We start from the raw sequence: 26,755 nt of genomic DNA, 5'->3' as shown, positions 1-26,755 counted from the left end.
GAGCTACCGCCTGAGGCACTCGGGAAGGACGGCTAGTGTGACGTCTTCCACACGGGTCGTGACACAGCAAGGAGTAGCACCGACGATGTCGATCTCACTGAACAAGGGCGGGGCTATCTCGCTCGCCAAGGAAGCTCCGACCCTGACCACCGCCATCGCCGGGCTGGGATGGGACCCGCGCACCACGACCGGTGCCGAATTCGACCTGGATGCCTCCGTCATGGTGTGCGACGCGAGCGGTCGCTGCATCGACGACTCGTGGTTCGTCTTCTACGGCCAACTCCGCTCGCCAGGCGACGCCGTGGTGCACCAGGGCGACAACCGCACGGGCGAGGGCGAGGGCGACGACGAGGTCATCACGGTCGAGCTGCCCGCGCTCCCGCCGAATGCCGCCAAGCTGGTCTTCGTCGTGTCCATCCACGAGGCGGAGGCGCGCGGCCAGAACTTCGGACAGGTGCAGAACGCGTTCATCCGGATGGTCGACGCCAAGACCGACCGGGAGATCGTGCGCTACGACCTCGCCGAGGACTACTCCACCGAGACCGCCATGCTCTTCGGCGAGTTGGTCCGCGAAGGCGGCGACTGGCAGTTCCGGGCCACCGGGCAGGGGTATGCCGGTGGACTGGCCGCGGTCATCCGCAGCTTCGGCCTGACGGTGGCCTGAGGCGGCTTCACCTCCCGCGACCGCTCCCAGTCGCCTACGGCGATATTCGGGGCCGAGGGGCCCTTACGCGCGCGCATACCGGCAGTAGGCGAGTCGCCCGACGAAGAAGGCCCCGGGACAAAGTCCCGGGGCCTTCTTCTCATGCTGCGTGCGGCGTCACTTCGACGCGACGACGTCCAGCTTCAGGTCGGCCTGCACCTCGGGGTGCAGGCGGACCTGGACAGCGTGGGCGCCGAGCGACCGGATCGGGGTCGTCACCTGGATGGTGCGGCGGTCGACGGTGCCGGCACCGGCGGCCTGCACCGCGTCGGCGATGTCACCGCTGGTGACGGCGCCGTACAGCCGGCCGGAGCCGCCTGCGCGGACCGGCAGCGTGACGGTGGCGGACTCCAGGCGCACCTTGAGTGCCTGGGCGTCCTCGAGGTTCTTGACCGCGCGGGTGGCGCGGGCACGAGTGATCGACTCGACCTGCTTCTGGCCGCCCTTGGTCCACTGGGTGGCGAAACCACGCGGGAGGAGGTAGTTGCGGCCGTAGCCGTCCTTGACCTCCACCACGTCGCCTGCGGCACCGAGCTGGGGTACTTCGTGGGTCAGGATGAGCTTCATGTCTGGTCCCTTTCCGCTCAGCGTGCCGAGCTGGAGTAGGGCAGCAACGCCATCTCACGGGCGTTCTTGACGGCCGTGGCGATGAGGCGCTGCTCCTGGACGGACACACCGGTCACCCGACGCGCGCGGATCTTGCCGCGGTCGCTGATGAACTTGCGCAGCAGCGCAGTGTCCTTGTAGTCGATGTTCTCGACCTTCGCCGCCTTGAGCGGGTTGGCCTTCTTCTTGGGCTTGCGAACTACGGGCTTAGCCACCGTGGTGCTCTCCTTCGTGAGAGCCCGAAACGCGTCTGCGCTCGGGATGGATGGTGATGAATGAACTGGTCACGACGAGTGGTCGAGACCGCGGACCTCGTGGGATGCCGTGGGGCGTCCCACGCGGGTGAGAAGCACAGAACGAAGTGAGGTGACCTAGAAAGGCGGCTCGTCGTACGACGGGCCGGTGTTCCAGCCGCCGCCCTGACCGCCCTGGCCGCCTGCCGGCGCGGAATTGCCCGCGCCCGCGTTGCCGCCCTGGCCGCCACCCGTGGCCCACGGGTCGTTGGCCGGGGCGCCGCCGCCTGAGGCACCGCCCTGTCCGCCGAATCCGCCACCGGCGTTGCCGCCCTGGCCGCCGCCGGCGTTGCCGCCGAAGCCGCCACCACCACCGCGCTGGGTCTTGTTGACCTTCGCGGTGGCGTACCGCAGCGACGGGCCGACCTCTTCGACGTCCAACTCCACCACGGTGCGCTTCTCGCCCTCCTTGGTGTCGAAGGAGCGCGACTTCAGCCGTCCCGAGACCAGCACCCGCGAACCGCGGGTGAGGGACTCGGCGACGTTCTCCGCCGCGTCACGCCAGACCGAGCAGCGCATGAACAGCGTTTCGCCGTCCTTCCACTCGTTGCTCTGCCGGTCGAACTGCCGCGGCGTGGAGGCCACGGTGAAGTTCGCGACGGCAGCACCCGAGGGGGTGAAGCGCAGCTCGGGGTCCTGCGTGAGGTTCCCGATGATTGTGATGACGGTGTCGCCAGCCATGGTGTGGTTCCCTGCTTCCTGTCTAGCTTCTCGAGTGCGAAGAGTCGTCAGGCGTCGACGCGCAGGAGCTTGGTGCGCAGGATCGACTCGTTCAGGCCGAGCTGGCGGTCCAGCTCCTTGGCCGTCGCGGATTCGGCCGTCATGGTGACGACGGCGTAGATGCCTTCGGACTTCTTCGTGATGTCGTAGGCCAGGCGGCGACGACCCCAGATGTCGAGGTTGTCGACCTTGCCACCGTCCTTGGTGACAACGGTGAGGAACTTCTCCAGCGAGGGCTGGACAGTGCGCTCATCGAGTTCGGGATCGAGGATGATCATCAATTCGTACTGACGCATGAATGAACCCACCTCCTTCGGTCTCAAGCGGTCACGGTCTCTCCGTGACAGGAGGGTTGCAGCGTCGTCGTCACATCACCGGTGGCCGCGCCAGCTGGCGAGACCGGTCGGTGTCACCCACCAAGGACCTACCTGGCACGCCACTGTGCCCGAAGGCACCGACAGGCGTGCGCGTTTGTCCACAGGGGGTGTGAAGTGACGAACAGCAGCCGAGTCTAGGCGGGAGTGCTGCTCGCGCGGAAATCCGCGCCGTCGCGGGCCGCGGGGCGGCGTACGACGGGGCGCATCCGGTCGTCCACATCCTCGGCCGACTCCCACGCCGCGGCCGCCAGACCGGCGTACGCCACCAGCCGGATCACGGAGAACACCGCGTAGCCGGCGGGTGCCAGCGCCTTGCCCGGGTTGGAGGAGACGCCGGCGTACATCCAGACCATCACGAAGTAGACGACCTCGACCATCGCCCAGACCAGATGCTCGCGCCACCGCAGCGCGCAGATCGCGATCAGTGGAAGCACCCACAACGATGCCTGCAGCGGAAAGGACCGGCCGGTGACCAGCACGATGACCAGCATCATCAGCGCGAGCGGTCCGAGCCGCACCGGAGCACGCATGCTCACGCGCAGCATCCCGGCGAGCAGCGCCGCGAGCCAGCCGAGCAGCGCGACCACCGTCAGCGCGGTCGGCGGAATCGTCACGTGCAGGATCGCCGAGACCAGCCACGGCGAGCCGTACGACGCCGTCGCCGAACCCCACGCGCGGTAGGGCGCCAGCGGGTCGCCTCCGACCGCGACCGCCGCGAGCAGGAAGAACACCGCGGTCGCCGCGGCGGCGGCCAGTAGCCGGACCGCCTCGGAGGTCCGCCGCTCGCGGGTGGCGAGCAGCACGATCGCCGCAATGATGATCAGCGGGTAGGTGCGCGCCATCACGGCGGCCCCGAGCAGCGCGCCGGCCGCGAGCGGCATCCGGCGCATCCAGAGCGCCATCCCGATGGTCGCGAGCGCCACCCCGAGGATGTCCAGCGACAACAGGGACGCTGTGATCAGCACCGGGCTGAGGGCGACGTGCGCGGCCTGCCAGGGCGAGTCGCGCAGCATGGACGCGGTGGCGATGGTGGTCGCGGCGACGAGCGCGGTGATGACGACCGCGCAGATCGCGTAGTAGATCTGCTGCTGGTGCAGGACGGTGCCGCCGCCGGGCACCAGGTGCTGCAGACCCCAGGTGACGAACGCGGTGATGACCGGTTGCGTGTGACCCGGCCCGCCGGTGCTCCACGGCGTGGCAGCGGACTGCCCCCCGACGCCGACCGGCAGGTCGGAGTAACAGCCGCGCCAGAACGCCGCGGGCGCACCCCAGCCCATCCGTTCGCAGTGGTTCTTCTGCAGCACGCCGAGCGCGATCAGGACGCTGGCCAGCGACGAGAGCACCCCGCCGACGTACAGCCAGCTGCGGGCACCAGCGCGAGCGAATCGGCCGACCGGGCCGCCGATGACCTCGGTCGCGGCCGCAGCGACACCGTCGCCTCGGCTGGGCGTGACGAGTCGTCGCGCGTCGTCGGGCATGGCGGGAAGAGTACGCGCGCCGACTCGACGAATGGCGTGAGATGTCGCTTCCGGATGGTCGCGGGGGGCGATCCACCCTCTGCAAATGACATCTAGGGCTCACGACGAACGACGGCGCGACTCGGGCAGACTCGACCGGGTGACCGTCACCGCACCCGGCGCCGCCTTCCTCGCGGCCACCGCGCTGCACGCCGGATTCCAGGCGACGGTGACGGTCCTGGTCTACCCGGCTCTGGCGCGAATCCCCACTGATCGGTGGGCCGTCGAGCACGACCGTCACAGCCGCCGCATCACGCCGCTGGTCGGGGTCGTCTACCTCGCCCTCGCCGGCGCCACCGTCTGGATGCTGGTGGCCGACCGGGGTCCGTGGACGTACGCCGGCGCACTGTTGGCGCTGGCCGTCGCCGTGGTCACGGGTGTGGGGGCGGCGCCTGTGCACGGACGGTTGTCGCGTGCCGACCCCGTGCTGATCGCGCGCCTTCTCGTGATCGACCGGGTCCGCGCAGTCCTCGGTGTGCTGCTGCTGGCCTGTGCGTGCGGTGCGGCGTTCGGCTGACGTCGTACGCGCGAGTCAACTCAGGTGAATGCGGGTACGGCACGGTGGTGCCTATGACACCCCGCCCGCCGATGAGGCGCATGAAGAGCCTGAGCACCCTGCTCGGCAGCTCCGCCCGCCGCGATCTGGAGTCCGGCCCCGACGACGGCGTCGTGCGGGCACTGACCGAGATGGTGATGCATCCGGAGTACCCGTGCCTCGGCGCGCGGTCGGTGTTCCGTCGGGACACCGCGTCCGTCGTGGTGCTGGACGAGATGGAGCACGCCGACGACCTGGCGACCCTGGCCGACGCCCTGCGGACCTTCGCCGCCCGGACGAAGGACGCGACCGATTTCGTCTCCCTCATCGCGGCGTTCCGTTCGCCGGTCGTGACCAGCGAGGCGCAGTTCGAGAAGCTGCTGTGGGGTGTGCTGCAGACCCTGCACGACGGGGACGACCAGCCGTGGACGGAGGGAGTGTCCGACGATCCGGCCCAGCCGCACTTCGCGTTCAGCCACGCCGGCACCGCGTTCTTCATCGTGGGCCTGCACCCTGCCGCGTCGCGCATCGCCCGGAGGGCGCCGTTGCCGATGCTGGTGTTCAACCTGCACGCACAGTTCGAACGCCTGCGCGAGGAGGGCGGATTCGACCGGATGCGCACCGCCATCCGCACTCGTGACACCCGCCTGCAGGGCGGGGTCAACCCGATGGCCGAGGACCACGGCGACAGTTCGGAGGCACGTCAATACTCCGGGCGCGCCGTCGACGACGACTGGAAGCCCCCGTTCGAGGCCCGTGAGGACGACGCATGACCGACCCCCGCAGACCCCGCACTCCGCGGGCGCCGACCCCGCCACGCCCGTACGGCGGCGACGCCGCGTCTCCCGCGCCGGGCTGGACCCGGCTGCCCCCGCAGACCGGGCTGCTCGTGCCCGTCGCGGCGGGGCAGACGCTGCAGATCGTCGACCCGTGCGGTGAACAGGTCGCCGACCTCTACCTGGTGACCGCCGCCGATCCGGAGGAATGCCTCTCGGCCGGGCGCACGGTCGACTACAACAACACCCTCTACGTCAGCACCGGCGACCGGCTGTGGAGCAACCGCAGCACCGTGCTCGCCACGATCGTGGAGGACTCCGTCGGGATCCACGACCTGACGCTCACGCCGTGCAGCCAGCAGACGTTCGACGTGCTCTACCCCGAGTTCGGCGGGGCGCCGCACCCCAGCTGCTTCCAGAACCTGTGCGACGCGCTCGGGCCGGCGGGTGTCTCACCGGACCGCATCGGCACCACGATGAACGTCTTCATGGACGTGTGGACCAGCGAGGACGGCGAGCTGCACATCGACCCGCCGCCGACGCGTCCCGGCGACGGTTTCGCCATCCGCGCCGAGGTCGACCTGCTCGCCGGGGTCACCGCCTGCTCGGCGGAGAAGTCCAACAACGGCCACTGCACCCCGATCGACGTCCGCGTCAGCTGACCGCCGGTGAAGTCGCGCCCCCGCGCTGAGATCCGGTTTCACGCCGGTCCGAGTCCGCTCGAACCCTCTCGAATCGGGATCTCAGCGCGGCGGTCAGCCGCTGGACGGCGTGGCGGGCGAGCTCGGTGAGGGCACGGCCCGGGTAGGTGGCAGCACCGGCGTCGGCGGACTGGTGGGTCGCCGTGTCGGCGGAGTGGTCCGCGTGCTCGTCGGGGGTGTGGACGTGGAGGGCGGGGTGGTCCTCGTCGAGCTGGGGGGCGGCGTCGTCGTGGTCGACGTTGGGGGCGGAGTCGTGGACGGGGGCGCCGTGCTCGTCGATGTCGAGGTGCTCGTCGGCGGCGCGGACGTCGTGGTCGTGCTGGTCGGGGGCGGCGTCGTGGTCGACGACGTCGGGATGTTGTCCGCCGACCCGCCGTTGGTGGCCTTCGGCAGCTGAGTGATCGGCTGACCCTGCAAGGCGAGCGTCATGTAGTCCTTCCAGATCTGCGTCGGCACCACCCCGCCGTAGAACTGCTGTCCCGCCTTGGCGAGCGAACTATTGGTCCCGCCGTCACCGGCGTACATGCCCACGGAGGTCGTCAGCTGGCCGGGGGTGAACCCGGTAAACCATGCGGACCGGAACTTGCCGCCCGATCCGACGGTGCCCGTCTTGCCCGCTGCGGGGCGACCGAAGTCGCGCAATGTCGCGTGCGCGCTACCTGTCGGGTAGGTGATCGGGCCGGCCATGGCGCTCGCAACGTTGTCGGCGATGTCCTTGGAGACCACCTGGGTGCTGTCCGGGTGCGCGGTATAGCTGTACCCACCCTGCTCACTGGTGACCTTCTGCACGAAGTACGGCGACGCGCGCTTCCCGCCCGCGTTGATGGTGTTGTACGCGTTCGCCATGTCGATGACGTGCACGTCCGCCACCCCCAGCGTGTCCACCGGTGTCGGGTTGTTCATGTTCGGGTCGGTCGCCGGGATGCCGAGCTGCTTGGCCGCGGCGAGCGTCTTGCCGCTTCCCATCCGGACGTTGAGCCGCACGAACGCCGTGTTGACCGAGTCGGCGAGCGCGGTGCGCAGGTTGATCAGGCCGAAGGTCTCGCCACGGTCGTTGGTGATGGGCTTGGACACGCCCGGCAGGCGCAGATTGTTGGCTCCACTGACCTGGGTGTTGAGGCCTATCCCCTCTTCCTGAGCGGCGGTGAGGGCGAACACCTTGAAACTCGAACCGCCGGGTACGGCCGCCTGCTGGGCGGAGTTGAACTGGGTCTTCTGATAGTCAGATCCGCCGTACATCGCGACGACGGCGCCGTCGGGCTTCTGCGAGATCAACCCGGCATGCACCTGGTCGGTGCTCGCGGTCTGCGCGCTGACGCTGTTCTTGACCGCCTGCACCGCCGCTGCCTGGTCGTTCTTGTCGATCGTGCTGGTGATCCGCAGCCCGCTGCGGCCGATGTCCTGACCGCTCAGCTTCAGCTTGGTCGAGAGCTCGTTCTCGATGGCCGCGAGCAGATACCCGGTCGAGCCGGTCCGGGTGTTCACCGGTTTGGGCGACTTGAACGTCGGGAAGGTCTGCGCGGACGCCTGGGCCCGGGTGAGCCAGCCCTTCTTGACCATGCCGTCGAAGACGTAGGCCATCCGCGCGGCCGCGCGAGCCTGGGAGTCGGCGCCGTTGGCCGGGTCGAAGTACGCCGGTGCGTTGATGACCGACGCCAGGAAGGCGCCCTGGTTGAGCGTCAACTGGTCGGAGTCGACGCCGAAATACGCCTGCGACGCCGACTGGATGCCGTAGGCGTTGCGCCCGAAGTAGATGGTGTTGAGGTAATCGGTCAGGATCTGCTGCTTGGTGTACTTCTGGTCGATCTTGATCGAGATCATGATCTCCTTGACCTTGCGGGAGACCGTGCGGTTCTGGGTCAGGAAGTAGTTCTTGACGTACTGCTGCGTGATGGTCGAACCGCCCTGCTGGGAGCCGCCACGCGCGTCGGCCCACGCCGCCCGCAGGATGCCGGACGGCGAGACGCCCTTGTTGTCGTAGAAGTTGCGGTCCTCGGCCGACAGGAACGCGTACTGCACCTGCTGAGGCACCTGGTCCAGACGCACGTTCTGGCGGTTGACCGGTCCGATCCGACCGAGTTCGGTCTTGCCGTCGCTGTAGTAGACGACGGCCACCTGGCGGCCGGCCTGCTGGTCCGGCTGCGGGATCTGGGTCCGCTGGTAGATGACCACGAGCGCGATCACACCGATGAGGAAGAGCGCGAAGAGCCCGACGATCGTGCGGGTGACGACCTTGAAGAACAGACCGTGCCCGCGACGACGGCCACCAGGCCCATGCGGCGCGCGCGCCGACCCCCCGCCGGTCTGCCGCCCTTCCTGACCCCGCGCGGAGTCACCGTCCACCGGGCCGACCGGTCCCTCATCGCTCACCGGTGCAGGGTAGCCCGAGGGGCTAAGTAGCAGGTGTGGGCCGGGATCCGGCCGTTGGCCGGGCAGAAGTCACCGGTTGTTCGCACTGTCGTCGCGCCCGGACGCTCCGTCGCAGGTGCCCGGCGCGTACATCCCGAACGGCGACCAGGAGTAACAGGAGTAACAGGACTGACAGGACGAGCAGCACCACCACGCACCACGGCCCACCGGATCCGATCCGGTGGGCCGTGGTCGTGCTGTGGCGCGCTCAGCTCTCGAGCGAGGCGTCCAGGGTAACGTCGACGCCGGTGAGCGCCTTGCTGACCGGGCAGGTCTCCTTGGCGTTCTTCGCGGCGTCCTGGAACTGGGCATCGGTGAAGCCCTCGACCTCGCCGACCACCTTGAGAGCGATGCCGGTGAGCCGGAAACCGCCCGCCGGGTCCGGGCCGAGGGAGACGTCGGCCGTCACGTCGAGCGCCTGCGGGGTGCCGCCCTGCTCGGCGATGACCGCGGACAGCTGCATCGCGTAGCAGGCCGAGTGCGCCGCGGCGATGAGCTCCTCGGGGCTGGTGGTGCCGTCGGCGGACTCCGCGGCCCGCTTCGGGAACGACATGTCGTAGGTGCCGATGCCGGAGCTGGACAGCTCCACCTTGCCCGAACCCTGCTCGAGGGTCCCGGTCCAGCCTGTGCGTGCGCTCCGTGTCGGCATCTGCTTCTCCTCTGGGGATCGGTCGTGGCGACGTGCGAGGCTCAGCCGCAGGAGATCCCGCATGGTCGGCTCGCAGACCACGTGCTTCGAACGGTACGACAGCGTCGCCGCCGGCGCGCGGGATCCGCCGCAAGCACCGCGACGCTGTCACCGTCCCTCACCGCCGGGCGAGCGTCGACACGCCACCGGTTGTGCCCGTCGATGTATCGATTCGATACATCGACGGTGTACTCTTCTGCACAGACAACCCCCAGGCGACACGCGAACGTCACCTGCCGTTCATCTCGCACTCTGCGGTGCCCCGAACGGCGACGACCGGGCCGCCGGAGCACGAGAGGAGCAGCCCATGTCACGACGTGGCGCGATCCTCGAGCTCGCCGTCCTGGGGTTGTTGCACGAGGCGCCTCTGCACGGGTACGAGCTGCGCAAGCAGTTGTCCGGTGTGCTCGGCGCCTTCCGTGCGGTGTCGTTCGGTTCGCTCTACCCCTGCCTGCGCTCACTCGTCGAGCGCGGCTGGATCAACGAACGGCATGACGAGAACGAGAACGAGCCGAGCCAGCTCGGTCAGCTCGGTGCGGGAAAGAAGCGCACCAGGATCACCTACGAGCTGACCGCGGAGGGCAAGGAGCAGTTCCAGACGCTCATGTCCCAGACGGGCCCGGCGTCCTGGGAGGACGAGAACTTCGACGTGCACTTCGCCTTCTTCGGGCGTGCCAGCCGCGACGTGCGGTTGCGCATCCTGGAGGGTCGGCGCAGTCGGTTGGAGGAACGGCTGGACGACGCGCGCACCGCGAGCGCGACGCGTCGCCAGCGCGTGGACAGTTACACGGCCGAGCTGCAACGGCACGGCCTGGACTCCACCGAGCGTGAGGTGCGGTGGTTGTCGGAGCTGATCGAGACAGAGCGATCGGCCTACGGCACGCCCGCCCGCACAACACCGCAGGCCATTTCGGCCGAGGACCACACAGACCTGCTGGCCGGACCGGCGCAGGACAAGAAGGAGTGATCATGGGATCCATCCGCGTCGCCATCGTTGGCGTCGGTAACTGCGCGAGCTCGCTCGTGCAGGGTGTCGAGTACTACAAGGACGCAAACCCCGAGCACGTCGTGCCCGGTCTGATGCACGTGATGTTCGGCGACTACCACGTCAACGACGTGGAGTTCGTCGCCGCGTTCGACGTCGACGCCAAGAAGGTGGGCTTCGACCTGTCCGACGCCATCGGCGCCTCGGAGAACAACACCATCAAGATCGCCGACGTGCCGCCGACCGGCGTCACCGTGCAGCGTGGCCACACCCTCGACGGCATCGGCAAGTACTACGCGCTGACCATCGACGAGTCCGACGCCGAGCCCGTCGACGTCGTGCAGGTCCTGAAGGACTCCAAGGCCGACGTCCTGGTCTCCTACCTGCCCGTCGGCTCCGAGACGGCCGACAAGTTCTACGCGCAGTGCGCGATCGATGCCAACGTCGCGTTCGTCAACGCGCTGCCGGTGTTCATCGCCTCCGACCCCGAGTGGGCCAAGAAGTTCGAGGACGCGGGCGTCCCGATCATCGGTGACGACATCAAGTCCCAGGTCGGCGCGACCATCACCCACCGCGTGATGGCGAAGCTGTTCGAGGACCGCGGGGTGGTGCTGGACCGCACCTACCAGCTGAACGTCGGCGGCAACATGGACTTCAAGAACATGTTGGAGCGCGACCGCCTGGAGTCCAAGAAGATCTCCAAGACCCAGGCCGTCACCTCCAACCTGGAGCACGACCTCGGTGCGCGCAACGTGCACATCGGCCCCAGCGACTACGTGCAGTGGCTGGACGACCGCAAGTGGGCGTACGTACGTCTCGAGGGTCGCGCGTTCGGTGACGTCCCCCTGAACCTGGAGTACAAGCTCGAGGTCTGGGACTCCCCCAACTCCGCTGGCATCATCATCGACGCGATCCGCGCCGCGAAGATCGCCAAGGACCGCGGCATCGGCGGCGCCCTGCTGTCCGCCTCGTCGTACCTGATGAAGTCCCCGCCCGAGCAGCGTCGTGACGAGATCGGCCGCGCGAAGCTCGAGGCCTTCATCGAGGGCACCGAGGCTCGCTGAGCGACCTCACCCGTTCGACCGGTCGGCCGCGCTCCCCTCGTCGAGGGGCGCGGCCTTCCGCATGCCCGAGGAGAGAACCGGGTCCTGACCGGCGGTTCGATGTGCGGTCGCTGTCGATCTCCGGGGCACCGGTGCGACGACACAGCGGGGATGCTTCGCGCCCCTGCGGTCGCATCCTGGATCGGCCGGCCACCCGACTCCCGATAAATCACAGAACAACTCCGTCACTGTGCCCATCGCGCCGGACTCCGGTATCCGCGCCCTGGCAGCAGCGGCGCTCGGGGCCGCATCCTCCCCGGCTACGACGATCTCCTCGGTGTCCGCGCGAAGGGCGTATCCGCCCGCGGGAGCTCTGGCGGCGTCGGCTCGACGCTTACGCCTTTAGTGGTGGTCGACCGACGACACCCACAGGTAGGTAACTGTCTGAGACCTCTTGGGAGGGACATCGCCGACACATCTGTCGGAATGACCGGAGCACCCAACCAGAACGACAAGCTTCGGACCATCCCAATGTGTCGTATTGGGGTGTACCCCAGAACGACAGTCTGGGGTGACTCATGCAGCCGCCACCGGAGGCGCCGGGGGCCGAGCCACTCGGCCGAACCCGACGTGGGCGTTCAGCCGCTCCGTCGGAGGCTGTCACGGCATACTCCCTTCATGCGGTGGACGGCGTGGATTTGGGGCGCAACAGGAGCGGTGACCCTTGCGGCCGGGGCCGGGTACTTCGTGCCATTGCACGTACCCCATAAGACGGTCGCCTTACCGGTCACCACGGCATCTCCGACCGACGTGCTCAACACTTACGTACGGGCGATCAACGATCGTGACTACTCCACGGCCAACGCCTTGCTGCTGGGGGGAACCGGCCTCGAGAACCACGGTTGGTTTGACGCCCCGTCGATCAAGCACTTGAAGGTCACCCACGTCACCGGCCCCTACAGCGGAGCTCGCGACCCCACCAGCTCGGTGACCGACTACAAACAAGTAGTTGAGGTCGACACCGAAGCGCACTTTGATCACTGGCCCGGGGGCAACGATGGGCAGAAGATGTGGTCTTACTACCTCGCCCGCAACGCAAACACCCAACCCTGGCGTGTCGTCGCTCAAGGGCAAGCCTGAACCCAAGGTCTACGAATCGCTAGCGCTGTCAACACATCTAAGCTCGGGGCCTACCTGCGGTTCATACGCTGGTGGGGTGCAGGACTACATCCGGTTTCAGAGTGCGGTACCGAACCGGCACGGACGGTTCCCCGGGGTCTTCGCGATGGCCAACGGGCTAGCCACGGCCGGCCGGCTGCGCCCACCCGACACCGACTGGCTGCGGTCAGCAAACGCGCGAGCCACCGCGGCGTACGCCGACCCCTCGGTGGCCGGCAGCGGGTGCTACGACCGTGATCGGTTTCCCGGGGCCTGTGCATGGTTCAAATCAACCGCCACCCCTCTACTTGAGATGACAACCGATTACCTGCGGTTACTCGACCGGTACGACGTGCCATGGGTTCAGCTGCGAACCGCCCACCCCGGTCGCGTCGTCTACCAGGACGACGTCCAGGTGGTCGCCGTGCCGTTCGAGTACCCAGCGGCCTGGCCGTTGACGCAGCGGGGCATCTGAGGTCTAGACCCTCGGACACTTCTGTACCAAAGCCGGCGACCAAGACCCTAGATGCACGCGATCCGCTGACGCTCTCCACTGTGCATCTGGGGCGTACCCCAGATGCACAGCCCTCAACGCGGCACGTACCTGTCTACGAATCCGAAACAAGGTCTAGCTCGAATCCCTGTGAGTTGGGATGACTGTGAGATTTGGATCTCTCTGGCGGTAACAAGAGGTTCACTACTACGCTCGAGTCACCGCCAGCAGCCGCCGAGCTGCTCGTTAAGACAGGCTTCGTGCATGCCGAGACAGATCGACCCGCGGCGCCATGTCGTGCGGACTAATGCTAGTCAGCGCGTCGGGGGGTATGTTGCGTCAGTTTGTTGTGAGCGAGGTAATCGTCGGCCAATCGGCTTGGTCGCTGCTCTCCTCCGGGGAGCAGGAGGCGGCGCTAGGGACGGGGATGGTTCGGCCGACACTCGCAGTCGGGGGAAGCTCGAATGGAACTACTGTCGCCGTGGGCGCCGACAGTTCAGACCTCGACCTTCGCCGAGAAGCGACCGTGTACTTTCACGTTGGCCTCCTCGCGGACCTCGTAGGAAAGGTCGGTGTAACCGTCCCCCTGTTTGAACAATGGGGCGTCGGCGTTACCAATGTCATCCGTTGGGCGCAAAACACGCGGCTGGGGGCGCAATTGGTCGCATCACACGCCGATGTTGTCGATCACGCGCGCCATGCGGCCGAGCAGTACCGTCAGGTGGGCCGCGTCGAAAGACTGCAATCAACGGCAGAGGTGGTTGCTGTAGAGCTAACCGCGGCGTTCCCTCAGATTCGAGGGGTACTCGGCACGGGATTCCCGTGGTATTGCACTGACAGCCTCGGGGGTTCGCGACCTGAGGGCGTTCCGGCCTCTATCGAGGTATACACGACGACCCAAGCCGAGTTTTTCGAGCGCAAACTCCTTCCCGCCGGCCTGGCTGTCGAGATTGGAGGCGACCAGGAACGCTCCGAAGCAGAATTAGTTGACCTGGGCGTGACTCTTGGGCAGAGCAGTTTCAACGCTTACGAGTATGAGCGATGGGGCGTGCAGCCGCCGACACCCCGTGGGAGCCGGACACTTCATGAACACTTCGCTGAGAACCTACTCGACCGGGGTGATCGCGACTGGCCGTGCCATTTCTGTACCACTCTTCACAACAGCTCTAAGTTTCCGCAGCGCTGGGAGCGCGATTTCATGAAGAGTTGCCTTCAGTGCAACCAAACCCCGTTCATTCCACGTGCGGTCGGTGTGCTCAGTTCTGACATCGACGTTGTCGTGGTTGTCGAAGACACTGTCGATGCGGCCGCCATGGCAGCTGAGGTCGCAGGCTGGATTGATGTGCACCCCACCTATTTTCGGCATGACACCGACTGGGCGCTGCAACTCGGGGCACCTCATGGACCCCTCGACGTCTTCGTGGTGCGGCGGTGCGACTTCTTTGACGCTCTAGCAGCCATGCCAGAAGACCCACAGTGGTCGAGCATCACTGTCCGTGCCTCTGTCACGTGGCTGCCGGTAACGACCTTGGACTACGAGATTGGGAAATACTTCTTGCTCTGCATGGAGCCACTTATTGATGTCGAGCCGACGCAGCCGCTTTTTTCTGAACTGTTAGAAATTCGCCGAAGCTATGCCGCCGCCGTGTCCGCGGATGAGGTGTTCAGGTTTACGAATCGGACTCAACGTACTTGCGCCAGCTTGTTAGCAATGAGTCTGTACGGCGCTTCCTCGGTGAACGACTCGCGAGGTGGGCCGCTCGGTGATTGTTCTCGGCGTTAATGGATGGACAGACAAGACCCACGACCCGGCGGCGGCCCTCTTGATTGACGGCGAGGTGGTCGCCTTCGTTGAGGAGGAGCGCTTCACCCGGCACAAGCACGGTGTCGGACAGTTGCCTCATGGCGCAGTCTCCTCAGTGCTCAGTGAGGCAGGTGTCGAGGCGTCGGAGGTAGACGCCGTCGCGTGCGGCTGGGACCGGCAGAAGTTCGACTCAGTCCGAGGGGCGTCGACGGATGTAAGCGATGCAGTCAGAGTCATTACGGGCCTGCGGGAGCTCGCCCATCTCCCGATGCATTGGATAACCCACCACACCGCGCACGCCGCATCGTCTTTTTATGGCAGCGGCTTCGACGCCGCAACGGTGATAGTCGCTGATGCTGAGGGTGAGGACGAGTCAATTTCTGTCTACCGGGCTGACCGAGCTGGACTCGACTTGGTCCGCCGCTTTGGCCGCGGGGTCTCTCTCGGCCTGATGTACCGAGCCGTAAGTGAGTTCTGTGGCTTCGGTCAGTTCGGCGCGGGCCAGACGATGGGACTTGCGACATACGGCATTTCCCAAGCCGACGCCCTCCCTATCGAGTGGCGGGACGGTGAAATATACTCCCCGTTCCCTGTAAATGCGTGGGAAGATGATGTCGTCCGGGGGTGGCTTGCTCGATTGGAAGCGCAGTTCGGAGCTCCTGCCAGCCCCGCACCGCGCGCAACGGGAGCTTTTCCGCCGCTCGCATCGCATCAGCCAATGGCAGCCGCAGCGGCGCAGTTGACTGTCAACAGCGTGATGACCCAGCTCGTTGAATGGGCCGTGCACACCACAGGGATCCGCGACGTATGCCTAGCTGGTGGGGTAGCGCTGAACTGTGTGACGAATGGGCTTCTTCTTGACGTGGTCAGTCGACTACATGTGCCGCCCCACCCGCATGACGCCGGCGTTGCGCTGGGTGCGGCCCAGATGGTCGGTGCCCGCGCAGGTATGACCGGCTGGTCTGCTGCGCGCGCTGACCTCGGTACACCAGCCGCGACGGGTGTAGCCGCCTTGGGGAAGATGCCGGGCGCTGTACTAACCGATCCCATCAACAACGCCGCCGATCGCATTCTTGATGGTCAGGTAATTGGCTGGGTCCAGGGTCGCATGGAAGTTGGACCCAGGGCGCTCGGGAACCGAAGCATCCTTGCCTGGCCAGATTCTATCGAGCTCCGTGATCGCGTTAACCGTTTGAAGGGCCGTGAGCCATGGCGGCCGATCGCGCCCAGCGTTCTTACTGAAGAGGCGCCGCACCTTTTTGGGCAATCATTGGTAGCGCCGTTCATGCTCGTGTCAGTTCCACTCTCAGCAGCTGGCCGTCAGGCGATCGGTGGCGCAAGCCACGTCGATGGCACTGCCCGGCTTCAAACGGTCGGACCAACTGAGGGGGTTTACCGCTCCCTTCTAGAAAAGCTGGCCGTGCGGGGCGGTGTGGGTGCCGTCTTAAATACCAGCTTCAACGGGCGTGGTGAGCCTGTCGTCCGAACGGCGCTTGAAGCAGTCCTTAGTGCACGACGGATGAATCTCGATGCCGTCATCGTCGAAGATCGGCTCATCGAGATTGAAGGTCAGACGTGAGAGTGGCGGAAGCCTTGGTCGTCGTGGGCGGGTGGCTGATTCGTGACCGTTTCACGCAGCCTATTGCGCATTGGAGTGGACGGACCTGGGATGGATTCCGGGCTGAAAGCCATGACGCGCTGGGCGCTGCCTACGTGGATGAGCGGGCGGGGATTGGGACTGCTGCACGAACAGGTGACAGTTTGTAGTCACGCGGCGAGGTTCGCCGTGGGGGTCATGGTGGTCTCGTATTCGATGGGGGTCAATCGGCCGAGGCGGTCTTGTCGTCGGCGTCGGTGGTAGGTGCGTTCGATCCAGGTGACGATCGCGATGCGCAGCTGCTCGCGGGTGTCCCACCTGCGGGTGTTCAGAACGTTCTTTTGAAGCAGCGCGAAGAAGCTCTCCATGGCGGCGTTGTCGCCGCAGGCACCCACGCGGCCCATGGACCCGACTAGTTCGTGACGGGCCAGGGCGTGCACGTATCGGCGGCTACGAAATTGGCTGCCTCGGTCGGAGTGCACCACGCACCCGGCCACGTCCGCACTCGCGGTGGCGCGTCGTGCAACGGCCGAATTCAGGGCGGTGACAGCGAGTTTCGACGTCATCCGGGAGTCGATGCTGTAGCCGACGATCCGCCCGGAGCAGGCATCTTTGATCGCGCAGAGGTAGAGCTTGCCTTCCGTTGTCCAGTGTTCGGTGATGTCGGTCAACCACACACAGTTGAGGTCCTCGGCGGTGGTGAAGTCGTGCCGGGTGCGGCCCTTGGCGTCCTGGAACGCGAGCCGGTCATCGTGCACCGGCGGTCCCGGGCGAGGCCGACTGCTGCGCCGTTTGCCGAAGACCGACCACCAGGTGTTGGCCGAGCAGATCGCCCACGCGGTCCGCGACGACATCTGGTGGCCGGCGTCGCCGGCTTCCTCGTGCAGATACCGGTACCCAAAGACCGGGTCGTCGCGATGCGCGTCGAACAACGCGTTGGCACGGTAGGCCCACGCCACCTCACCGCCGGTGACCGGGGCGGTGCGCCACCGGTAGTACGGGGCACGAGAGAGCTTCAACACCCGCAACGACACCGTCACGGGAACCCCGTGCGCGGCGAGCTCTTTCACGAGCGGGTAGAGCCTTTTCCCGGCAGATTCGCCTGGGACAGGTACGCCGCCGCGCGGCGCAACACCTCGTTTTCCTGTTCCAGGGTGCGGATCCTGCGGCGGGCATCTCGTAACTCGACCCTCTCGGCACGTGTCGTGCCGGGCCTGTTGCCGTCCTCGACATCGGCCGTGCGCAACCACTTGGTCAACGTCATCTCGTGGATCCCGAAATCCTTGGCGACCTGCGCCAAGGTCACGCCCGCTTCGCGGGCGCGTGCCACGCGCACCACGTCCTCGCGGAACTCGATGGGGTAGGGCTTGGGCATCGCAACATCCTTCCAGGCCGCTCTTCCGGGCAAGCCAGATCAGATGTCACCTGTTCGTGCAGCAGTCCCATTTGCAGGTGGATTGAAAGGCTTGCGCCGCAGGTCTGCCTTCTTGACGTTGGTGCCGGAACAGGTCGTTATTCCCTGGATGCCGCGCACGCGGGTGCCGCGCACGTCACGGCCCTGGACGTGTCGCGGACCGCGCTTGACGAAGTTGCTCACCGGGCCTCGGATTCAAACGTCGGCGACGTAATTCGGGTCCAGATTGGTGACTTCTGGAGCACAGAGGCTGCTTGCTGGTGTGGTCGTCCGGGACTGCTGCACGAACAGGTGACATCTGATCTGGCTTGCCCGGAAGAGCGGCCTGGAAGGATGTTGCGATGCCCAAGCCCTACCCCATCGAGTTCCGCGAGGACGTGGTGCGCGTGGCACGCGCCCGCGAAGCGGGCGTGACCTTGGCGCAGGTCGCCAAGGATTTCGGGATCCACGAGATGACGTTGACCAAGTGGTTGCGCACGGCCGATGTCGAGGACGGCAACAGGCCCGGCACGACACGTGCCGAGAGGGTCGAGTTACGAGATGCCCGCCGCAGGATCCGCACCCTGGAACAGGAAAACGAGGTGTTGCGCCGCGCGGCGGCGTACCTGTCCCAGGCGAATCTGCCGGGAAAAGGCTCTACCCGCTCGTGAAAGAGCTCGCCGCGCACGGGGTTCCCGTGACGGTGTCGTTGCGGGTGTTGAAGCTCTCTCGTGCCCCGTACTACCGGTGGCGCACCGCCCCGGTCACCGGCGGTGAGGTGGCGTGGGCCTACCGTGCCAACGCGTTGTTCGACGCGCATCGCGACGACCCGGTCTTTGGGTACCGGTATCTGCACGAGGAAGCCGGCGACGCCGGCCACCAGATGTCGTCGCGGACCGCGTGGGCGATCTGCTCGGCCAACACCTGGTGGTCGGTCTTCGGCAAACGGCGCAGCAGTCGGCCTCGCCCGGGACCGCCGGTGCACGATGACCGGCTCGCGTTCCAGGACGCCAAGGGCCGCACCCGGCACGACTTCACCACCGCCGAGGACCTCAACTGTGTGTGGTTGACCGACATCACCGAACACTGGACAACGGAAGGCAAGCTCTACCTCTGCGCGATCAAAGATGCCTGCTCCGGGCGGATCGTCGGCTACAGCATCGACTCCCGGATGACGTCGAAACTCGCTGTCACCGCCCTGAATTCGGCCGTTGCACGACGCGCCACCGCGAGTGCGGACGTGGCCGGGTGCGTGGTGCACTCCGACCGAGGCAGCCAATTTCGTAGCCGCCGATACGTGCACGCCCTGGCCCGTCACGAACTAGTCGGGTCCATGGGCCGCGTGGGTGCCTGCGGCGACAACGCCGCCATGGAGAGCTTCTTCGCGCTGCTTCAAAAGAACGTTCTGAACACCCGCAGGTGGGACACCCGCGAGCAGCTGCGCATCGCGATCGTCACCTGGATCGAACGCACCTACCACCGACGCCGACGACAAGACCGCCTCGGCCGATTGACCCCCATCGAATACGAGACCACCATGACCCCCACGGCGAACCTCGCCGCGTGACTACAAACTGTCACCTGTTCGTGCAGCAGTCCCTTATGGCAAGTTGCTGCGGATCAAGCTCTCCCGGCTGCCTCGTCGTTGAGTGGTTGGGCTGGATTGGTGGTCAGGCCCAGTTCGGCGTTGGGCAACCCGATGGAGGCGTGCACTTGGACTACCCGCCATCTGCGGTTCTCAAAGCGCACAACCCCAGTCACCCTCAACGGTGCTGACTCGCCGTTGGCGAAGGTTACTAATGCGCGGTCTTCGAACCATCCGAAGCCGCCGTCGCTGTAACCGCGTAGAGGTCCGGCGTGCACCTGTAATGGGCTGCCTTCCCGGTTTTGAGTGTGGAACCCGGCCACGGCGCCAGCGTGGTCGGTGTCCCATTCCTCGTCATCGGTGCCGACTGCCACGGTTACCTCAGCGGAGAACAGTTCCGCGGCCGACCCGCTGCCGCGCATCACGTCGTAGAGCTGCTCCACTACAGCCTCAACGCCGGCGCTACGCCGGGTCACCGCCGCACGCAACGCATCATCAGAGGTCCTGTCGTAAATAGTTCAGGGACTGGGAAGACCTGACGTCACCACTCGCGGGATTGTGCCGCTCTAATGCGCGTGCCCCAGACCCCGATTCGTTCTGCGCCACCGGCGGCGAAGCATTGTGGTTGCACCGGACATATGCCGCAGCGGTGCGCGGCTGCTTCCCGGTCGTCGGGGTCGTTACTGGTCCACAGCCAAGGGCGGGTCTCACAGGGCACGTGGTGATCAGATGCCCGTAGGAGCCGCAACGCGGCATGCAGCTGGTGTTGAGCCGCGCTGGTGGGCTCGGAAGGTTTGACACGCATCCTTCTGTTCCTTGCCTCGATACGGCGGGCCCCAGACGTTGAACGACAGGGGCCCGCCCTTGTGGGTGGTCGACAGGCTTGCAGCTGCAGGTGTGCGTGGCGCGCCGGGTTACTGAGCCTGTTGGTAGGCGTCCTGCAGCTGCTGGGACACCCGTCCACGATCACTGACCTGGTACCCGTTGGCGCGGCCCCACTCCCGCACCTTGTTCAACTGCTCCGGATCTGTTCTGGTCCGAGACGCGGTGCTGTTGTTGCTGCGCGTCTGACCGGAACTTCGGGTCTTACGCGCAGCGCTGATCCAGGACGCGAAGGCCTGCCGTAGTTGCGTCGCGTGTTCGGCATTCAGGTCGATTTCGTAGATCGTCCCGTCCAGGCCGAACGGGACCGTCTCGGTGGCCTCGGTGCCATCGAGGTCGTCCTCGAGAATGACTTGAACTCGCTGCGCCATGAGGGTGGTCTTCCTGTTCCGATGAGGGGTGGGTCAACTGATGCGTGCTCGAGCCGAGCCGTCAGCGAGTCTGTACGGGGGTGCGGTCGATCTTGCGGTGGTAACGCATCCCTGCCAGACCACCGAGGATCGCCCCGATGAGGCTGGCCAGGGCCACCGCGACCAGGGCGATGATGCCGGTGGTGGTCAGGGTGCCTTCTTTGACGGGGATCCGGGGAAGGCGTTGAGTTTGGCGAGCACGTTGTACTTCTCACCGGCGACGGCAGCAAGAACCGCGAGGACGACGGCGATCAGCAGGGCCCACAACCAGACCGCGATGCCCTGACGGATACCGTTGAAGCGGGCCATTCGCCCGGCGACGTACCCGCCGCAGTAGTAGGCCACCAGCACGATCACCAGTAAGGCGATCGCTCCTGCGATGCTGACGGCGGTGGAGTTGTCGCTGGCGGCGTTGGTGGCCTTTGTTACGTCCGTCTTGTTGGCCAGTCCGACGCCGGTGCCGATGGCGGCGATGAGGGCGGTGAGCAGGACGGCCATTCCGGTCGCGGTCAGCCACCCGAAGAACGCGGAGCCGATCTTGATGCCGCCGTGTTCTTCTTTCTGGGCTTCGGTCACCGACTCGTGGTCGATGGCGCGCGGTTCGTCGTCCCTGTCGCGCCGATCACGGGTCGTCCGTTCGCGGTCTGCATCGTGATCGTCCGACCACTGGTTGCGAGCAACTCTGCCGTCATCTGATTCCCCCGACCGTCTGGAGTCTGAGTCTGAGTCTGAGTCTGAGTCTGAGTCTGAGTCTGAGTCTGAGTCGAGGCTATGGGCCCCGTTGCGGTCGTTGGCCATGGTGGTCTCTTTCCGGGTGGTCTATCGGTGGCCCAGCGCGCACGAACTCGTGGCCTGGGATCGATCATGACCACGCCGCGCTCCCCAGGTGGGAAGCGCGGCGTGGTGGGACCTCAACGGTTGGTGTTGTCCCCGCGGGTGTTCTCGTGCTCACCGGCGTCGGTCTCGATCTGTTCCTTGCGGACCTGCTCGGTGACTTCCTGCTCACCGGTGACGGTCTCGGTGTCGAGCTTGACCCGCTCGACCGGGACGGTCTCCTTCTGTACGACGGGCTGCTCGGCGTGCAGCGTGACCTCGTGCTCCTCTTCCGTCAGGTCGCCACCGGACAGGGCCGAGCCACGGTTCTCTTCGGTGATGGGCTCGCGGACGACCCGCACCTCTTCGTGGCTGACCGGGACGGTCGTGGTGACGTCCTCGGTGGTGATGAACTTGCGCAGCCGCGCCTTACCGGTCTGCACCGTCTCGGTGCCCACGTGCAGCTGCTCCTCTGAACGGGTCATCGCGTCATCGGTGGTCGGACCCGACGTGTCCTGACCGACGATGCCGGCTTCGCCGGCCCGGTCCTGACGGTCATCACCACGACGCTCGGTGCCACGACGCTGGTCATCGTCCAGCTCGGTGCCCCGGTTGTGCTCGTTGCTGTCGACGTTCTGCCCCTGGCCGGTGGCTGCGGGAGTGCCGTAGCTCAACCCGTAGTACTCGTACAGCTTCTGCTCCTGCTCGACGTCCAGGTGCTCGTCGGCGTCGCTGACCCGAGGAGCGTCCTTGATCTTGTCCTTGCTGTAGGGGACCTTCAGGTCGTTGCCGGCGACCTCGGCCTCACGAATGGGGATGAACGTCTCGGAGTTGCCAAAGAGGCCGGTCTTGGCCGTCACCCATTCGGGCTGCCCGGACTGGTCATCCAGGTAGATCTGGCCGACGGAGCCGATCTTGGACCCGTCGCTGTCGACGACGTTGCCGGTCACGGCCTGGATCTGTTCGGTGGAAACCATGCGGTGAATCCTTTGCCTAGTCAGATGAGTACTGCCGTACTTCCACCGGCGATGCCGCCGGAGTTCGTGGCCAGGTGCTGCGCGAGCATGCGCGTCACCCGGCAGGAGTGCTTGATCTAGCCGGTGGGGGTGTTGCTGGTCCCGTCGTCGACCTTGATGTGCTCGGCGCGGATCTGGTCGGTGACCCGCTGCTGGCCGGTGACGCGTTCGATGCTGATGTGGACCGCCTCGAAGGGGCGGGTCTGCAGGGTCAGCACGGGGACCTCTTCGTGCAAGACGATGGTGTGGTCGTTCTGCACGGGCGCTGCCGCCTCATCAGTGAAGCCATCGTCGGTGATGTTCATCTGCTCGACGCGCAGTTCTTCGCGGCGCACCGACACGGTCAGTGTCTTCTCCTCGGTGACGATCACCTTGCGGAATCGGACCCTGCGGGAGGCGCGACGTCGGGTGGTGGTGTGCAGCTGTTCTTCACGCGCGATCATCACGCCGGCCTCATCAGCAATGGGCACGGCACCACCTTGGGCGTCGGTCTGGGGCACGCCGCCTGGGTGATCTACCGGGAGCGGGTGGGTGATGGCGCCCGGTGGGGCAGCGACGGCGTCGCCCATGTGCACCCCGTAGTAACGGGACAGCTCCACTTCCTGCTGAGCGTCCAGGTGACGGCCGGTGTCGATGTGGGGTGCGGCAGCGATGGCGGCGGTGGTGTAGGGAAAGTTCACGCCCTGCTCATCGATCTGGGCGTCATGCAGGGGGATGAACACCTCTGGGTTACCGGGCGATTGAGTCGTGACGGTGGCCCAGGAGGGCTGGCCAGTGTGGTCGTCGAGATAAACCTGACGTATCGACCCGATTGTGTCACCGGTGCTGTCGGTCGCGGTGCTACCCGGCAGGCCATGGAGCTGTTCTGTGGAGATCACGTGCGTTCCTTTGAACGAAGGTGTGATGCATCCGTGTAACCCACGGTGGTCTGGGTTGAGCTCACCGCACCCGAGCGTCCGGGTGAAACACCCGCAGGGGTCACAAACGATTGGGTCGCCGGCGACCCCTGCAGGTTGAATCTGCAGGTGAGGTCAGTTGTTGAACGCGTCCTTGACGTTATCGCCGACCTTCTTCACTGACGCCTGGCCCTGGTCGGCCTGGCCCTCGGCCTGCAGGCTCTTGTCGCCAGTGGCCTCACCGGTCTTCTTCTTGGTCTTGCCCTGCAGGCTCTCGGCGGCGTGCTTGGCCTTGTCCATCCATCCCATGAGATCTCCTAGTGACTAGCTGGTCGAGGGCACCCGGGCGGATGCATCGGATTTCCGGTCACTACGTGGTGACCGGGGCTGGTCGAGCAGGACGCGTGCGATGACGCCCTGGTCGGGGAACGCGGACCGCAGCTGCTCCTGCAATGCTCGGGTTGCTTCCTGGATGCTGGCCCCGTCGGCGTGCTGGTCCAGGTGCGCGGTGACCAGCACCGCGGTGGACGCACCCACCCGGGCGGTGCTGGCTTTCACTGAGCTGAATGGGCCTGACTTCTGTAGCGAGTCCGCCACAGCTGACGCCAACGAGGCGGTGTCCAAGGTGATGGTCCCGTGCGGGTCGCTCTGGGGCATCTTGGTCTGCTTGGTGGTGGTGGTCCGCAGGTGCGCCAGCAGCCACCAGACACCGATCAGGCCCAGCACCAGCGTGGCCAGGGCAAAGACCCAGGGCCACCAACTGCTGGCAGCCCATGCCGGCACCGGCCCCAACGAGATGCGGTGGGAGTAGCTGTGCAGCACCAGGTGGTAACGCCAATCGATCAACACCAACCCCAGGAAGATGAGCAGCAGCGCAACCACGATCGTGGCGAATCGGTCGATCTTGTACGGCGCTCGGCTCATGCGGTGGCCTCCTGGGTGTGCACCTTCACCGGTAGGTCACTCAAGTCCCCGATCCGCTCGTGGATCTGGTCGGTGGCGGTCTGGGCGATCTGGTCGCGATCAGCACCGGGCGTAATGCGCACGCTGACCCGGATGCGGCGGCGGGACACCTTCGGGTGCGCTTGGAGCACCCCCGGCACGTCCTCGCTAGCGCTCTTAGCTAGTTGACTCAGCGCGGCCGGGGCGACCCACACCTGGGCTGATTCGTCCTCGTCGGGCACCAGCTGGTAGGTAGTGCGACGCGGCTTGAAAGAAACGAACAGCAGCACGGCACCGACCAGCAGGGCGATCACGGCCAGGGGGATCACCCAGTCCGCGCGGGTGGAGTGGTTGATGCCGTCGATCGCGCCGCGGGCCCAGGCGTGGCCGCTGGCCCAGCCTTGGGTGACGATCAGGTCGTGGATTCCGATGACAGCGAGGGCGATCAGCGCGATCGCGACCAGTAGTCCGACGACGCCGGCCACCGGTGCGGTGCGGGGGGCGGTCTTAGTGCTCATTGGACCCTCCGTTGGGGTGCGTCGCCCTGGTCGGGGCTGAGCAGGTGCACGGTCACGTCGACGCGTCGAACGTCGCTACCGGACAGGCGGGCGGTCTCGGTACGTACCTGGTCGCGGGTGGCCTGGGCGATGTCCTCCACGGCAGCAGGCCACGACACCGCAATATCAAGAGTGATCCAGCTGGAGGCACCGCGGATGTTGACCTCGGCGTGGGGGTACCCGCGTCCACGCAGCTTGTCCATATTGGAGCGGTAGCGCACTGTGCCGGGTACGTCGGAGGCGACGTGCTCGGCCAGGTGCCCAATCGCGGCGGCGCGCACATCCAAGGTGCCGCGGTGAGCTGGGTCATCAACCTGATCGGTGGACGGCTCGGTGCGGGGGTCGGCGAGCTGGTCGACGGTGCCCCCGCGGGGTGCCTCACTCACGCTTGCCGCGGATCAACGCGCCCAGGTCCAGGTCACCATCGACCTGCGCGCCGACCAAGAACCCGATCACGCCCAACACCAACGCAAGCAGGAAACCGGTGAAACCGTCGACCGCGATGGCGATGGCCATCAATAGTCCAGCGAGCAATCCAAGAGCAGAGCGGGTCATGAGGTATCTCCTTGCGGAAGGTTCAGTGGTGGGGAAGGTGGCCTGGTTGCCTAGAGCTGGCCGTATCGGCGCGAGCCTGGCCACCTGGTGGGAAGGACTGCGCGCACCGTGCGCACTGCCCGGCGGGTAGAGCCGCGCACCGCCGACATCCGCCCGCGGCGCACGATGTGCGGCACGGGTCCGCCCTGCGCAGCACGTGGGGCACCCGGCGATGCAGGGGCTGCGAATTGTTGGTCAACCCTGGCCATGGCGGCGATGTACTCCTGCGGGTCACCGCCCAGGTCTGGGTGCAGGCGTCGCGCGACTGCGCGCCGCGCAGCGGCGTGTTGATCGGTGCGATCCGCCTCAGGGGTCACGAGTCGTGCTCACCCGCAGCGGCGACGTCGGCGATGGTCACGTCCACCCGGCCGGGCACCACCTGCTGCACCGCGGCGCGTACCGCCTCCGCGGTGCCCATCACTGGGTACCCCCAGGCCAGCACCACGTGGACGTCGTATCCGTTCTCCAGTTGGCGAACCCCACTCACGCGTCGCCCGGGCAGGTACGTTGCGATCTCACCGCCTGCACCGGCGTGTAAGCCGTGCACACCGGGAGTGGCCAGCACCGCAGCTGCGATCACATCCGCTACCTGAGAGGACCCAGCCGGTGGCTGCGCGGGCTCACTCGACACGTGACTGCTGCTGCGAATCGTCGTCGCTGCCGTCGTCGAGGAACACGTCGTGCACGGTGATGTTGACCTCGGTCACTTCCAACCCGGTCATCTGCTCCACCGTGCTGATCACGTTACGGCGCACCCCGGCAGCCAGGTCCGCAATCGCCACCCCGTACTCCGCGACCAGGTCGATGTCGACCGCGGCCTGACGTTCTCCGACCTCCACGGTCACGCCCTGGGAGTGGTTGGTGCGTGACCCAGGGATCCGGTCCCGCAATGCGCCCACGGCGCGGGCCGCTCCGCCGCCGAGGGCATGAACTCCAGAGACCTCACGGGTGGAGATCCCTGCGATCTTGGCCACCACCGTGTCCGCGATCGAGGTACGCCCCTGAGAGGTCACCAACGGACTGCTGTTCTCCTGGGCTGCGACCTGCGACCCGGGCTTGTTCGAGGAGGACTTACCCGACCCCGAGGACGTGGCAGTCGTACCAGGGGAAGAACCAGCGGACGTGTCAGTCATGAGGATGCCTTTCAAAGCTTCAGGATCAAGGGGGAGTTAGATGCCGGACCAACACCCTCAGCCCTACCAGCAACTGGACGGGTGCATCGGTTCGGGTCCGCCGGCAAAGCCGACTTGTATACAACGTAT

The 26,755-nt window shown here is 66.3% G+C and carries 33 protein-coding genes; 12 read left to right on the top strand and 21 right to left on the bottom strand.

The genetic code is table 11. The annotated features are described in order from the left end of the window. The first annotated feature begins 85 nt into the window (after window positions 1–85). A complete protein-coding gene (locus LVQ62_RS04415) occupies window positions 86–664 on the top strand; it encodes a TerD family protein (protein WP_179483349.1) in 579 nt (192 codons plus the stop codon). Between the two features lie 156 nt (window positions 665–820). On the opposite strand, the gene rplI is transcribed toward LVQ62_RS04415, so the two are convergent. The 5 genes from rplI to LVQ62_RS04390 all read right to left on the bottom strand — a co-directional run bounded on the left by rplI (window position 821) and on the right by LVQ62_RS04390 (window position 4,177). Beyond that, window positions 821–1,270 carry a 50S ribosomal protein L9 gene (gene rplI, locus LVQ62_RS04410; RefSeq protein WP_179483350.1) on the bottom strand — a complete coding sequence of 150 codons (450 nt, stop codon included), beginning with the start codon at window positions 1,268–1,270 and terminating at the stop codon, window positions 821–823. 17 nt (window positions 1,271–1,287) lie between these two features. Then, a complete protein-coding gene (gene rpsR / locus LVQ62_RS04405) occupies window positions 1,288–1,524 on the bottom strand; it encodes a 30S ribosomal protein S18 (RefSeq protein WP_013494395.1) in 237 nt (78 codons plus the stop codon). Window positions 1,525–1,680: 156 nt separating this feature from the next. Continuing rightward, the gene (locus tag LVQ62_RS04400) at window positions 1,681–2,283 is read right to left on the bottom strand and encodes a single-stranded DNA-binding protein (RefSeq protein WP_208052774.1); all 603 of its coding nucleotides are present in this window, start codon (window positions 2,281–2,283) and stop codon (window positions 1,681–1,683) included. Window positions 2,284–2,330: 47 nt separating this feature from the next. Beyond that, on the bottom strand, window positions 2,331–2,618 hold the full coding sequence (rpsF, locus tag LVQ62_RS04395) for a 30S ribosomal protein S6 (protein WP_179483352.1): 288 nt from the start codon (window positions 2,616–2,618) through the stop codon (window positions 2,331–2,333). A 215-nt stretch (window positions 2,619–2,833) separates the two neighbouring features. Next, the gene (locus LVQ62_RS04390; RefSeq protein WP_233765583.1) at window positions 2,834–4,177 is read right to left on the bottom strand and encodes a hypothetical protein; all 1,344 of its coding nucleotides are present in this window, start codon (window positions 4,175–4,177) and stop codon (window positions 2,834–2,836) included. 85 nt (window positions 4,178–4,262) lie between these two features. On the opposite strand from LVQ62_RS04390, the gene LVQ62_RS04385 reads away from it, so the two are divergent. The 3 genes from LVQ62_RS04385 (at window position 4,263) to LVQ62_RS04375 (ending at window position 6,189) form a co-directional block, all read left to right on the top strand. Then, the gene (locus tag LVQ62_RS04385; RefSeq protein ID WP_233765581.1) at window positions 4,263–4,733 is read left to right on the top strand and encodes a hypothetical protein; all 471 of its coding nucleotides are present in this window, start codon (window positions 4,263–4,265) and stop codon (window positions 4,731–4,733) included. Between the two features lie 80 nt (window positions 4,734–4,813). Beyond that, on the top strand, window positions 4,814–5,524 hold the full coding sequence (gene gntA, locus LVQ62_RS04380) for a guanitoxin biosynthesis heme-dependent pre-guanitoxin N-hydroxylase GntA (protein ID WP_208052777.1): 711 nt from the start codon (window positions 4,814–4,816) through the stop codon (window positions 5,522–5,524). Continuing rightward, window positions 5,521–6,189: a DUF1989 domain-containing protein gene (locus LVQ62_RS04375; protein ID WP_179483355.1), complete on the top strand. Its 669-nt coding sequence runs from the start codon at window positions 5,521–5,523 to the stop codon at window positions 6,187–6,189. The genes gntA and LVQ62_RS04375 overlap by 4 nt, the downstream gene beginning before the upstream one ends. 93 nt (window positions 6,190–6,282) lie before the next feature. Here LVQ62_RS04375 and LVQ62_RS04370 read toward each other — a convergent pair whose 3' ends face one another. Together LVQ62_RS04370 and LVQ62_RS04365 are read right to left on the bottom strand one after the other, a co-directional pair. Next, a complete protein-coding gene (locus LVQ62_RS04370; protein WP_233765579.1) occupies window positions 6,283–8,598 on the bottom strand; it encodes a transglycosylase domain-containing protein in 2,316 nt (771 codons plus the stop codon). A gap of 247 nt (window positions 8,599–8,845) precedes the next feature. Continuing rightward, window positions 8,846–9,286: an OsmC family peroxiredoxin gene (locus LVQ62_RS04365; RefSeq protein ID WP_233765577.1), complete on the bottom strand. Its 441-nt coding sequence runs from the start codon at window positions 9,284–9,286 to the stop codon at window positions 8,846–8,848. A 346-nt stretch (window positions 9,287–9,632) separates the two neighbouring features. Here LVQ62_RS04365 and LVQ62_RS04360 point away from each other — a divergent pair, with 346 nt between their 5' ends. The 6 genes from LVQ62_RS04360 to LVQ62_RS04335 all read left to right on the top strand — a co-directional run bounded on the left by LVQ62_RS04360 (window position 9,633) and on the right by LVQ62_RS04335 (window position 16,387). Further along, window positions 9,633–10,292 (top strand): PadR family transcriptional regulator, encoded by a 660-nt coding sequence (locus tag LVQ62_RS04360; RefSeq protein WP_233765575.1) that lies wholly within the window; start codon window positions 9,633–9,635, stop codon window positions 10,290–10,292. A gap of 2 nt (window positions 10,293–10,294) precedes the next feature. Beyond that, entirely contained in the window at window positions 10,295–11,374 is a 1,080-nt protein-coding gene (locus tag LVQ62_RS04355) for an inositol-3-phosphate synthase (RefSeq protein WP_233765573.1), read from the top strand. 696 nt (window positions 11,375–12,070) lie between these two features. Further along, complete coding sequence (locus LVQ62_RS04350) at window positions 12,071–12,493, top strand: DUF4829 domain-containing protein (protein WP_233765571.1); 423 nt, start codon at window positions 12,071–12,073, stop codon at window positions 12,491–12,493. A 331-nt stretch (window positions 12,494–12,824) separates the two neighbouring features. Continuing rightward, entirely contained in the window at window positions 12,825–12,986 is a 162-nt protein-coding gene (locus LVQ62_RS04345; RefSeq protein ID WP_233765569.1) for a hypothetical protein, read from the top strand. 499 nt (window positions 12,987–13,485) lie between these two features. After that, window positions 13,486–14,787, top strand: coding sequence for a hypothetical protein (locus tag LVQ62_RS04340; RefSeq protein ID WP_233765564.1), 1,302 nt, complete (start codon window positions 13,486–13,488; stop codon window positions 14,785–14,787). Then, window positions 14,756–16,387 carry a carbamoyltransferase C-terminal domain-containing protein gene (locus LVQ62_RS04335; protein WP_233765561.1) on the top strand — a complete coding sequence of 544 codons (1,632 nt, stop codon included), beginning with the start codon at window positions 14,756–14,758 and terminating at the stop codon, window positions 16,385–16,387. Before LVQ62_RS04340 ends, LVQ62_RS04335 begins: the two co-directional genes overlap by 32 nt. 188 nt (window positions 16,388–16,575) lie before the next feature. Here the strand turns inward: LVQ62_RS04335 and LVQ62_RS04330 are convergent. Together LVQ62_RS04330 and LVQ62_RS04325 are read right to left on the bottom strand one after the other, a co-directional pair. After that, window positions 16,576–17,780 (bottom strand): IS3 family transposase gene (locus tag LVQ62_RS04330; RefSeq protein ID WP_233763987.1). Its coding sequence is split into 2 segments (ribosomal slippage): window positions 16,576–17,493 and window positions 17,496–17,780, totalling 1,203 coding nucleotides; the frame shifts between segments, so codons are not numbered across the junction. A 39-nt stretch (window positions 17,781–17,819) separates the two neighbouring features. Continuing rightward, on the bottom strand, window positions 17,820–18,002 hold the full coding sequence (locus LVQ62_RS04325) for a hypothetical protein (RefSeq protein ID WP_233765558.1): 183 nt from the start codon (window positions 18,000–18,002) through the stop codon (window positions 17,820–17,822). Here LVQ62_RS04325 and LVQ62_RS17720 point away from each other — a divergent pair. Continuing rightward, complete coding sequence (locus tag LVQ62_RS17720) at window positions 17,925–18,233, top strand: hypothetical protein (protein WP_370639700.1); 309 nt, start codon at window positions 17,925–17,927, stop codon at window positions 18,231–18,233. The two genes, LVQ62_RS04325 and LVQ62_RS17720, sit on opposite strands and share 78 nt — an antisense overlap. Further along, window positions 18,161–19,365 (top strand): IS3 family transposase gene (locus LVQ62_RS04320; RefSeq protein WP_233763987.1). Its coding sequence is split into 2 segments (ribosomal slippage): window positions 18,161–18,445 and window positions 18,448–19,365, totalling 1,203 coding nucleotides; the frame shifts between segments, so codons are not numbered across the junction. Before LVQ62_RS17720 ends, LVQ62_RS04320 begins: the two co-directional genes overlap by 73 nt. 53 nt (window positions 19,366–19,418) lie before the next feature. Here the strand turns inward: LVQ62_RS04320 and LVQ62_RS04315 are convergent. The 12 genes from LVQ62_RS04315 to LVQ62_RS04260 all read right to left on the bottom strand — a co-directional run bounded on the left by LVQ62_RS04315 (window position 19,419) and on the right by LVQ62_RS04260 (window position 26,626). Further along, on the bottom strand, window positions 19,419–19,826 hold the full coding sequence (locus tag LVQ62_RS04315; protein ID WP_233765552.1) for a nuclear transport factor 2 family protein: 408 nt from the start codon (window positions 19,824–19,826) through the stop codon (window positions 19,419–19,421). A 471-nt stretch (window positions 19,827–20,297) separates the two neighbouring features. Next, entirely contained in the window at window positions 20,298–20,636 is a 339-nt protein-coding gene (locus tag LVQ62_RS04310; RefSeq protein ID WP_233765550.1) for an Lsr2 family protein, read from the bottom strand. A 186-nt stretch (window positions 20,637–20,822) separates the two neighbouring features. Beyond that, window positions 20,823–21,251, bottom strand: coding sequence for a hypothetical protein (locus LVQ62_RS04305; protein ID WP_370639668.1), 429 nt, complete (start codon window positions 21,249–21,251; stop codon window positions 20,823–20,825). Window positions 21,252–21,586: 335 nt separating this feature from the next. After that, complete coding sequence (locus LVQ62_RS04300) at window positions 21,587–22,465, bottom strand: DUF2382 domain-containing protein (protein WP_233765548.1); 879 nt, start codon at window positions 22,463–22,465, stop codon at window positions 21,587–21,589. A 116-nt stretch (window positions 22,466–22,581) separates the two neighbouring features. After that, on the bottom strand, window positions 22,582–23,382 hold the full coding sequence (locus tag LVQ62_RS04295; protein ID WP_233765546.1) for a YsnF/AvaK domain-containing protein: 801 nt from the start codon (window positions 23,380–23,382) through the stop codon (window positions 22,582–22,584). 153 nt (window positions 23,383–23,535) lie between these two features. After that, window positions 23,536–23,709 (bottom strand): CsbD family protein, encoded by a 174-nt coding sequence (locus LVQ62_RS04290; protein ID WP_233765544.1) that lies wholly within the window; start codon window positions 23,707–23,709, stop codon window positions 23,536–23,538. Window positions 23,710–23,724: 15 nt separating this feature from the next. Further along, window positions 23,725–24,324 (bottom strand): alkaline shock response membrane anchor protein AmaP, encoded by a 600-nt coding sequence (gene amaP / locus LVQ62_RS04285; RefSeq protein ID WP_233765542.1) that lies wholly within the window; start codon window positions 24,322–24,324, stop codon window positions 23,725–23,727. Continuing rightward, on the bottom strand, window positions 24,321–24,860 hold the full coding sequence (locus LVQ62_RS04280) for a DUF6286 domain-containing protein (RefSeq protein ID WP_233765539.1): 540 nt from the start codon (window positions 24,858–24,860) through the stop codon (window positions 24,321–24,323). Before LVQ62_RS04280 ends, amaP begins: the two co-directional genes overlap by 4 nt. Further along, complete coding sequence (locus tag LVQ62_RS04275; protein WP_233765537.1) at window positions 24,857–25,285, bottom strand: Asp23/Gls24 family envelope stress response protein; 429 nt, start codon at window positions 25,283–25,285, stop codon at window positions 24,857–24,859. Before LVQ62_RS04275 ends, LVQ62_RS04280 begins: the two co-directional genes overlap by 4 nt. Further along, on the bottom strand, window positions 25,278–25,454 hold the full coding sequence (locus tag LVQ62_RS04270; protein WP_233765535.1) for a DUF2273 domain-containing protein: 177 nt from the start codon (window positions 25,452–25,454) through the stop codon (window positions 25,278–25,280). Before LVQ62_RS04270 ends, LVQ62_RS04275 begins: the two co-directional genes overlap by 8 nt. 352 nt (window positions 25,455–25,806) lie before the next feature. Beyond that, entirely contained in the window at window positions 25,807–26,073 is a 267-nt protein-coding gene (locus tag LVQ62_RS04265) for an Asp23/Gls24 family envelope stress response protein (RefSeq protein WP_233765533.1), read from the bottom strand. Window positions 26,074–26,113: 40 nt separating this feature from the next. Next, window positions 26,114–26,626 (bottom strand): Asp23/Gls24 family envelope stress response protein, encoded by a 513-nt coding sequence (locus tag LVQ62_RS04260; RefSeq protein ID WP_233765532.1) that lies wholly within the window; start codon window positions 26,624–26,626, stop codon window positions 26,114–26,116. Between the last annotated feature and the right edge of the window lie 129 nt (window positions 26,627–26,755).

Source organism: Allobranchiibius sp. GilTou73, assembly GCF_021391335.1.
In the GTDB taxonomy this organism is placed as follows: Bacteria; Actinomycetota; Actinomycetes; order Actinomycetales; family Dermatophilaceae; genus Allobranchiibius; species Allobranchiibius huperziae.
Note: the sequence above shows the minus strand (reverse complement) of the source record. Positions and strands in the feature narration are given on the sequence as shown.

Bases quoted from the DNA above. Each gene is read 5' to 3' on its own strand.
- LVQ62_RS04415 (WP_179483349.1), top strand. From the start codon at position 86: ATGTCGATCTCACTGAACAAGGGCGGGGCTATCTCGCTCGCCAAGGAA.
- rplI (WP_179483350.1), bottom strand. From the start codon at position 1,270: ATGAAGCTCATCCTGACCCACGAAGTACCCCAGCTCGGTGCCGCAGGC.
- LVQ62_RS04400 (WP_208052774.1), bottom strand. From the start codon at position 2,283: ATGGCTGGCGACACCGTCATCACAATCATCGGGAACCTCACGCAGGAC.
- rpsF (WP_179483352.1), bottom strand. From the start codon at position 2,618: ATGCGTCAGTACGAATTGATGATCATCCTCGATCCCGAACTCGATGAG.
- LVQ62_RS04390 (WP_233765583.1), bottom strand. From the start codon at position 4,177: ATGCCCGACGACGCGCGACGACTCGTCACGCCCAGCCGAGGCGACGGT.
- LVQ62_RS04385 (WP_233765581.1), top strand. From the start codon at position 4,263: ATGACATCTAGGGCTCACGACGAACGACGGCGCGACTCGGGCAGACTC.
- gntA (WP_208052777.1), top strand. From the start codon at position 4,814: ATGAAGAGCCTGAGCACCCTGCTCGGCAGCTCCGCCCGCCGCGATCTG.
- LVQ62_RS04375 (WP_179483355.1), top strand. From the start codon at position 5,521: ATGACCGACCCCCGCAGACCCCGCACTCCGCGGGCGCCGACCCCGCCA.
- LVQ62_RS04365 (WP_233765577.1), bottom strand. From the start codon at position 9,286: ATGCCGACACGGAGCGCACGCACAGGCTGGACCGGGACCCTCGAGCAG.
- LVQ62_RS04360 (WP_233765575.1), top strand. From the start codon at position 9,633: ATGTCACGACGTGGCGCGATCCTCGAGCTCGCCGTCCTGGGGTTGTTG.
- LVQ62_RS04355 (WP_233765573.1), top strand. From the start codon at position 10,295: ATGGGATCCATCCGCGTCGCCATCGTTGGCGTCGGTAACTGCGCGAGC.
- LVQ62_RS04345 (WP_233765569.1), top strand. From the start codon at position 12,825: ATGACAACCGATTACCTGCGGTTACTCGACCGGTACGACGTGCCATGG.
- LVQ62_RS04310 (WP_233765550.1), bottom strand. From the start codon at position 20,636: ATGGCGCAGCGAGTTCAAGTCATTCTCGAGGACGACCTCGATGGCACC.
- LVQ62_RS04300 (WP_233765548.1), bottom strand. From the start codon at position 22,465: ATGGTTTCCACCGAACAGATCCAGGCCGTGACCGGCAACGTCGTCGAC.
- LVQ62_RS04290 (WP_233765544.1), bottom strand. From the start codon at position 23,709: ATGGGATGGATGGACAAGGCCAAGCACGCCGCCGAGAGCCTGCAGGGC.
- amaP (WP_233765542.1), bottom strand. From the start codon at position 24,324: ATGAGCCGAGCGCCGTACAAGATCGACCGATTCGCCACGATCGTGGTT.
- LVQ62_RS04280 (WP_233765539.1), bottom strand. From the start codon at position 24,860: ATGAGCACTAAGACCGCCCCCCGCACCGCACCGGTGGCCGGCGTCGTC.
- LVQ62_RS04270 (WP_233765535.1), bottom strand. From the start codon at position 25,454: ATGACCCGCTCTGCTCTTGGATTGCTCGCTGGACTATTGATGGCCATC.
- LVQ62_RS04260 (WP_233765532.1), bottom strand. From the start codon at position 26,626: ATGACTGACACGTCCGCTGGTTCTTCCCCTGGTACGACTGCCACGTCC.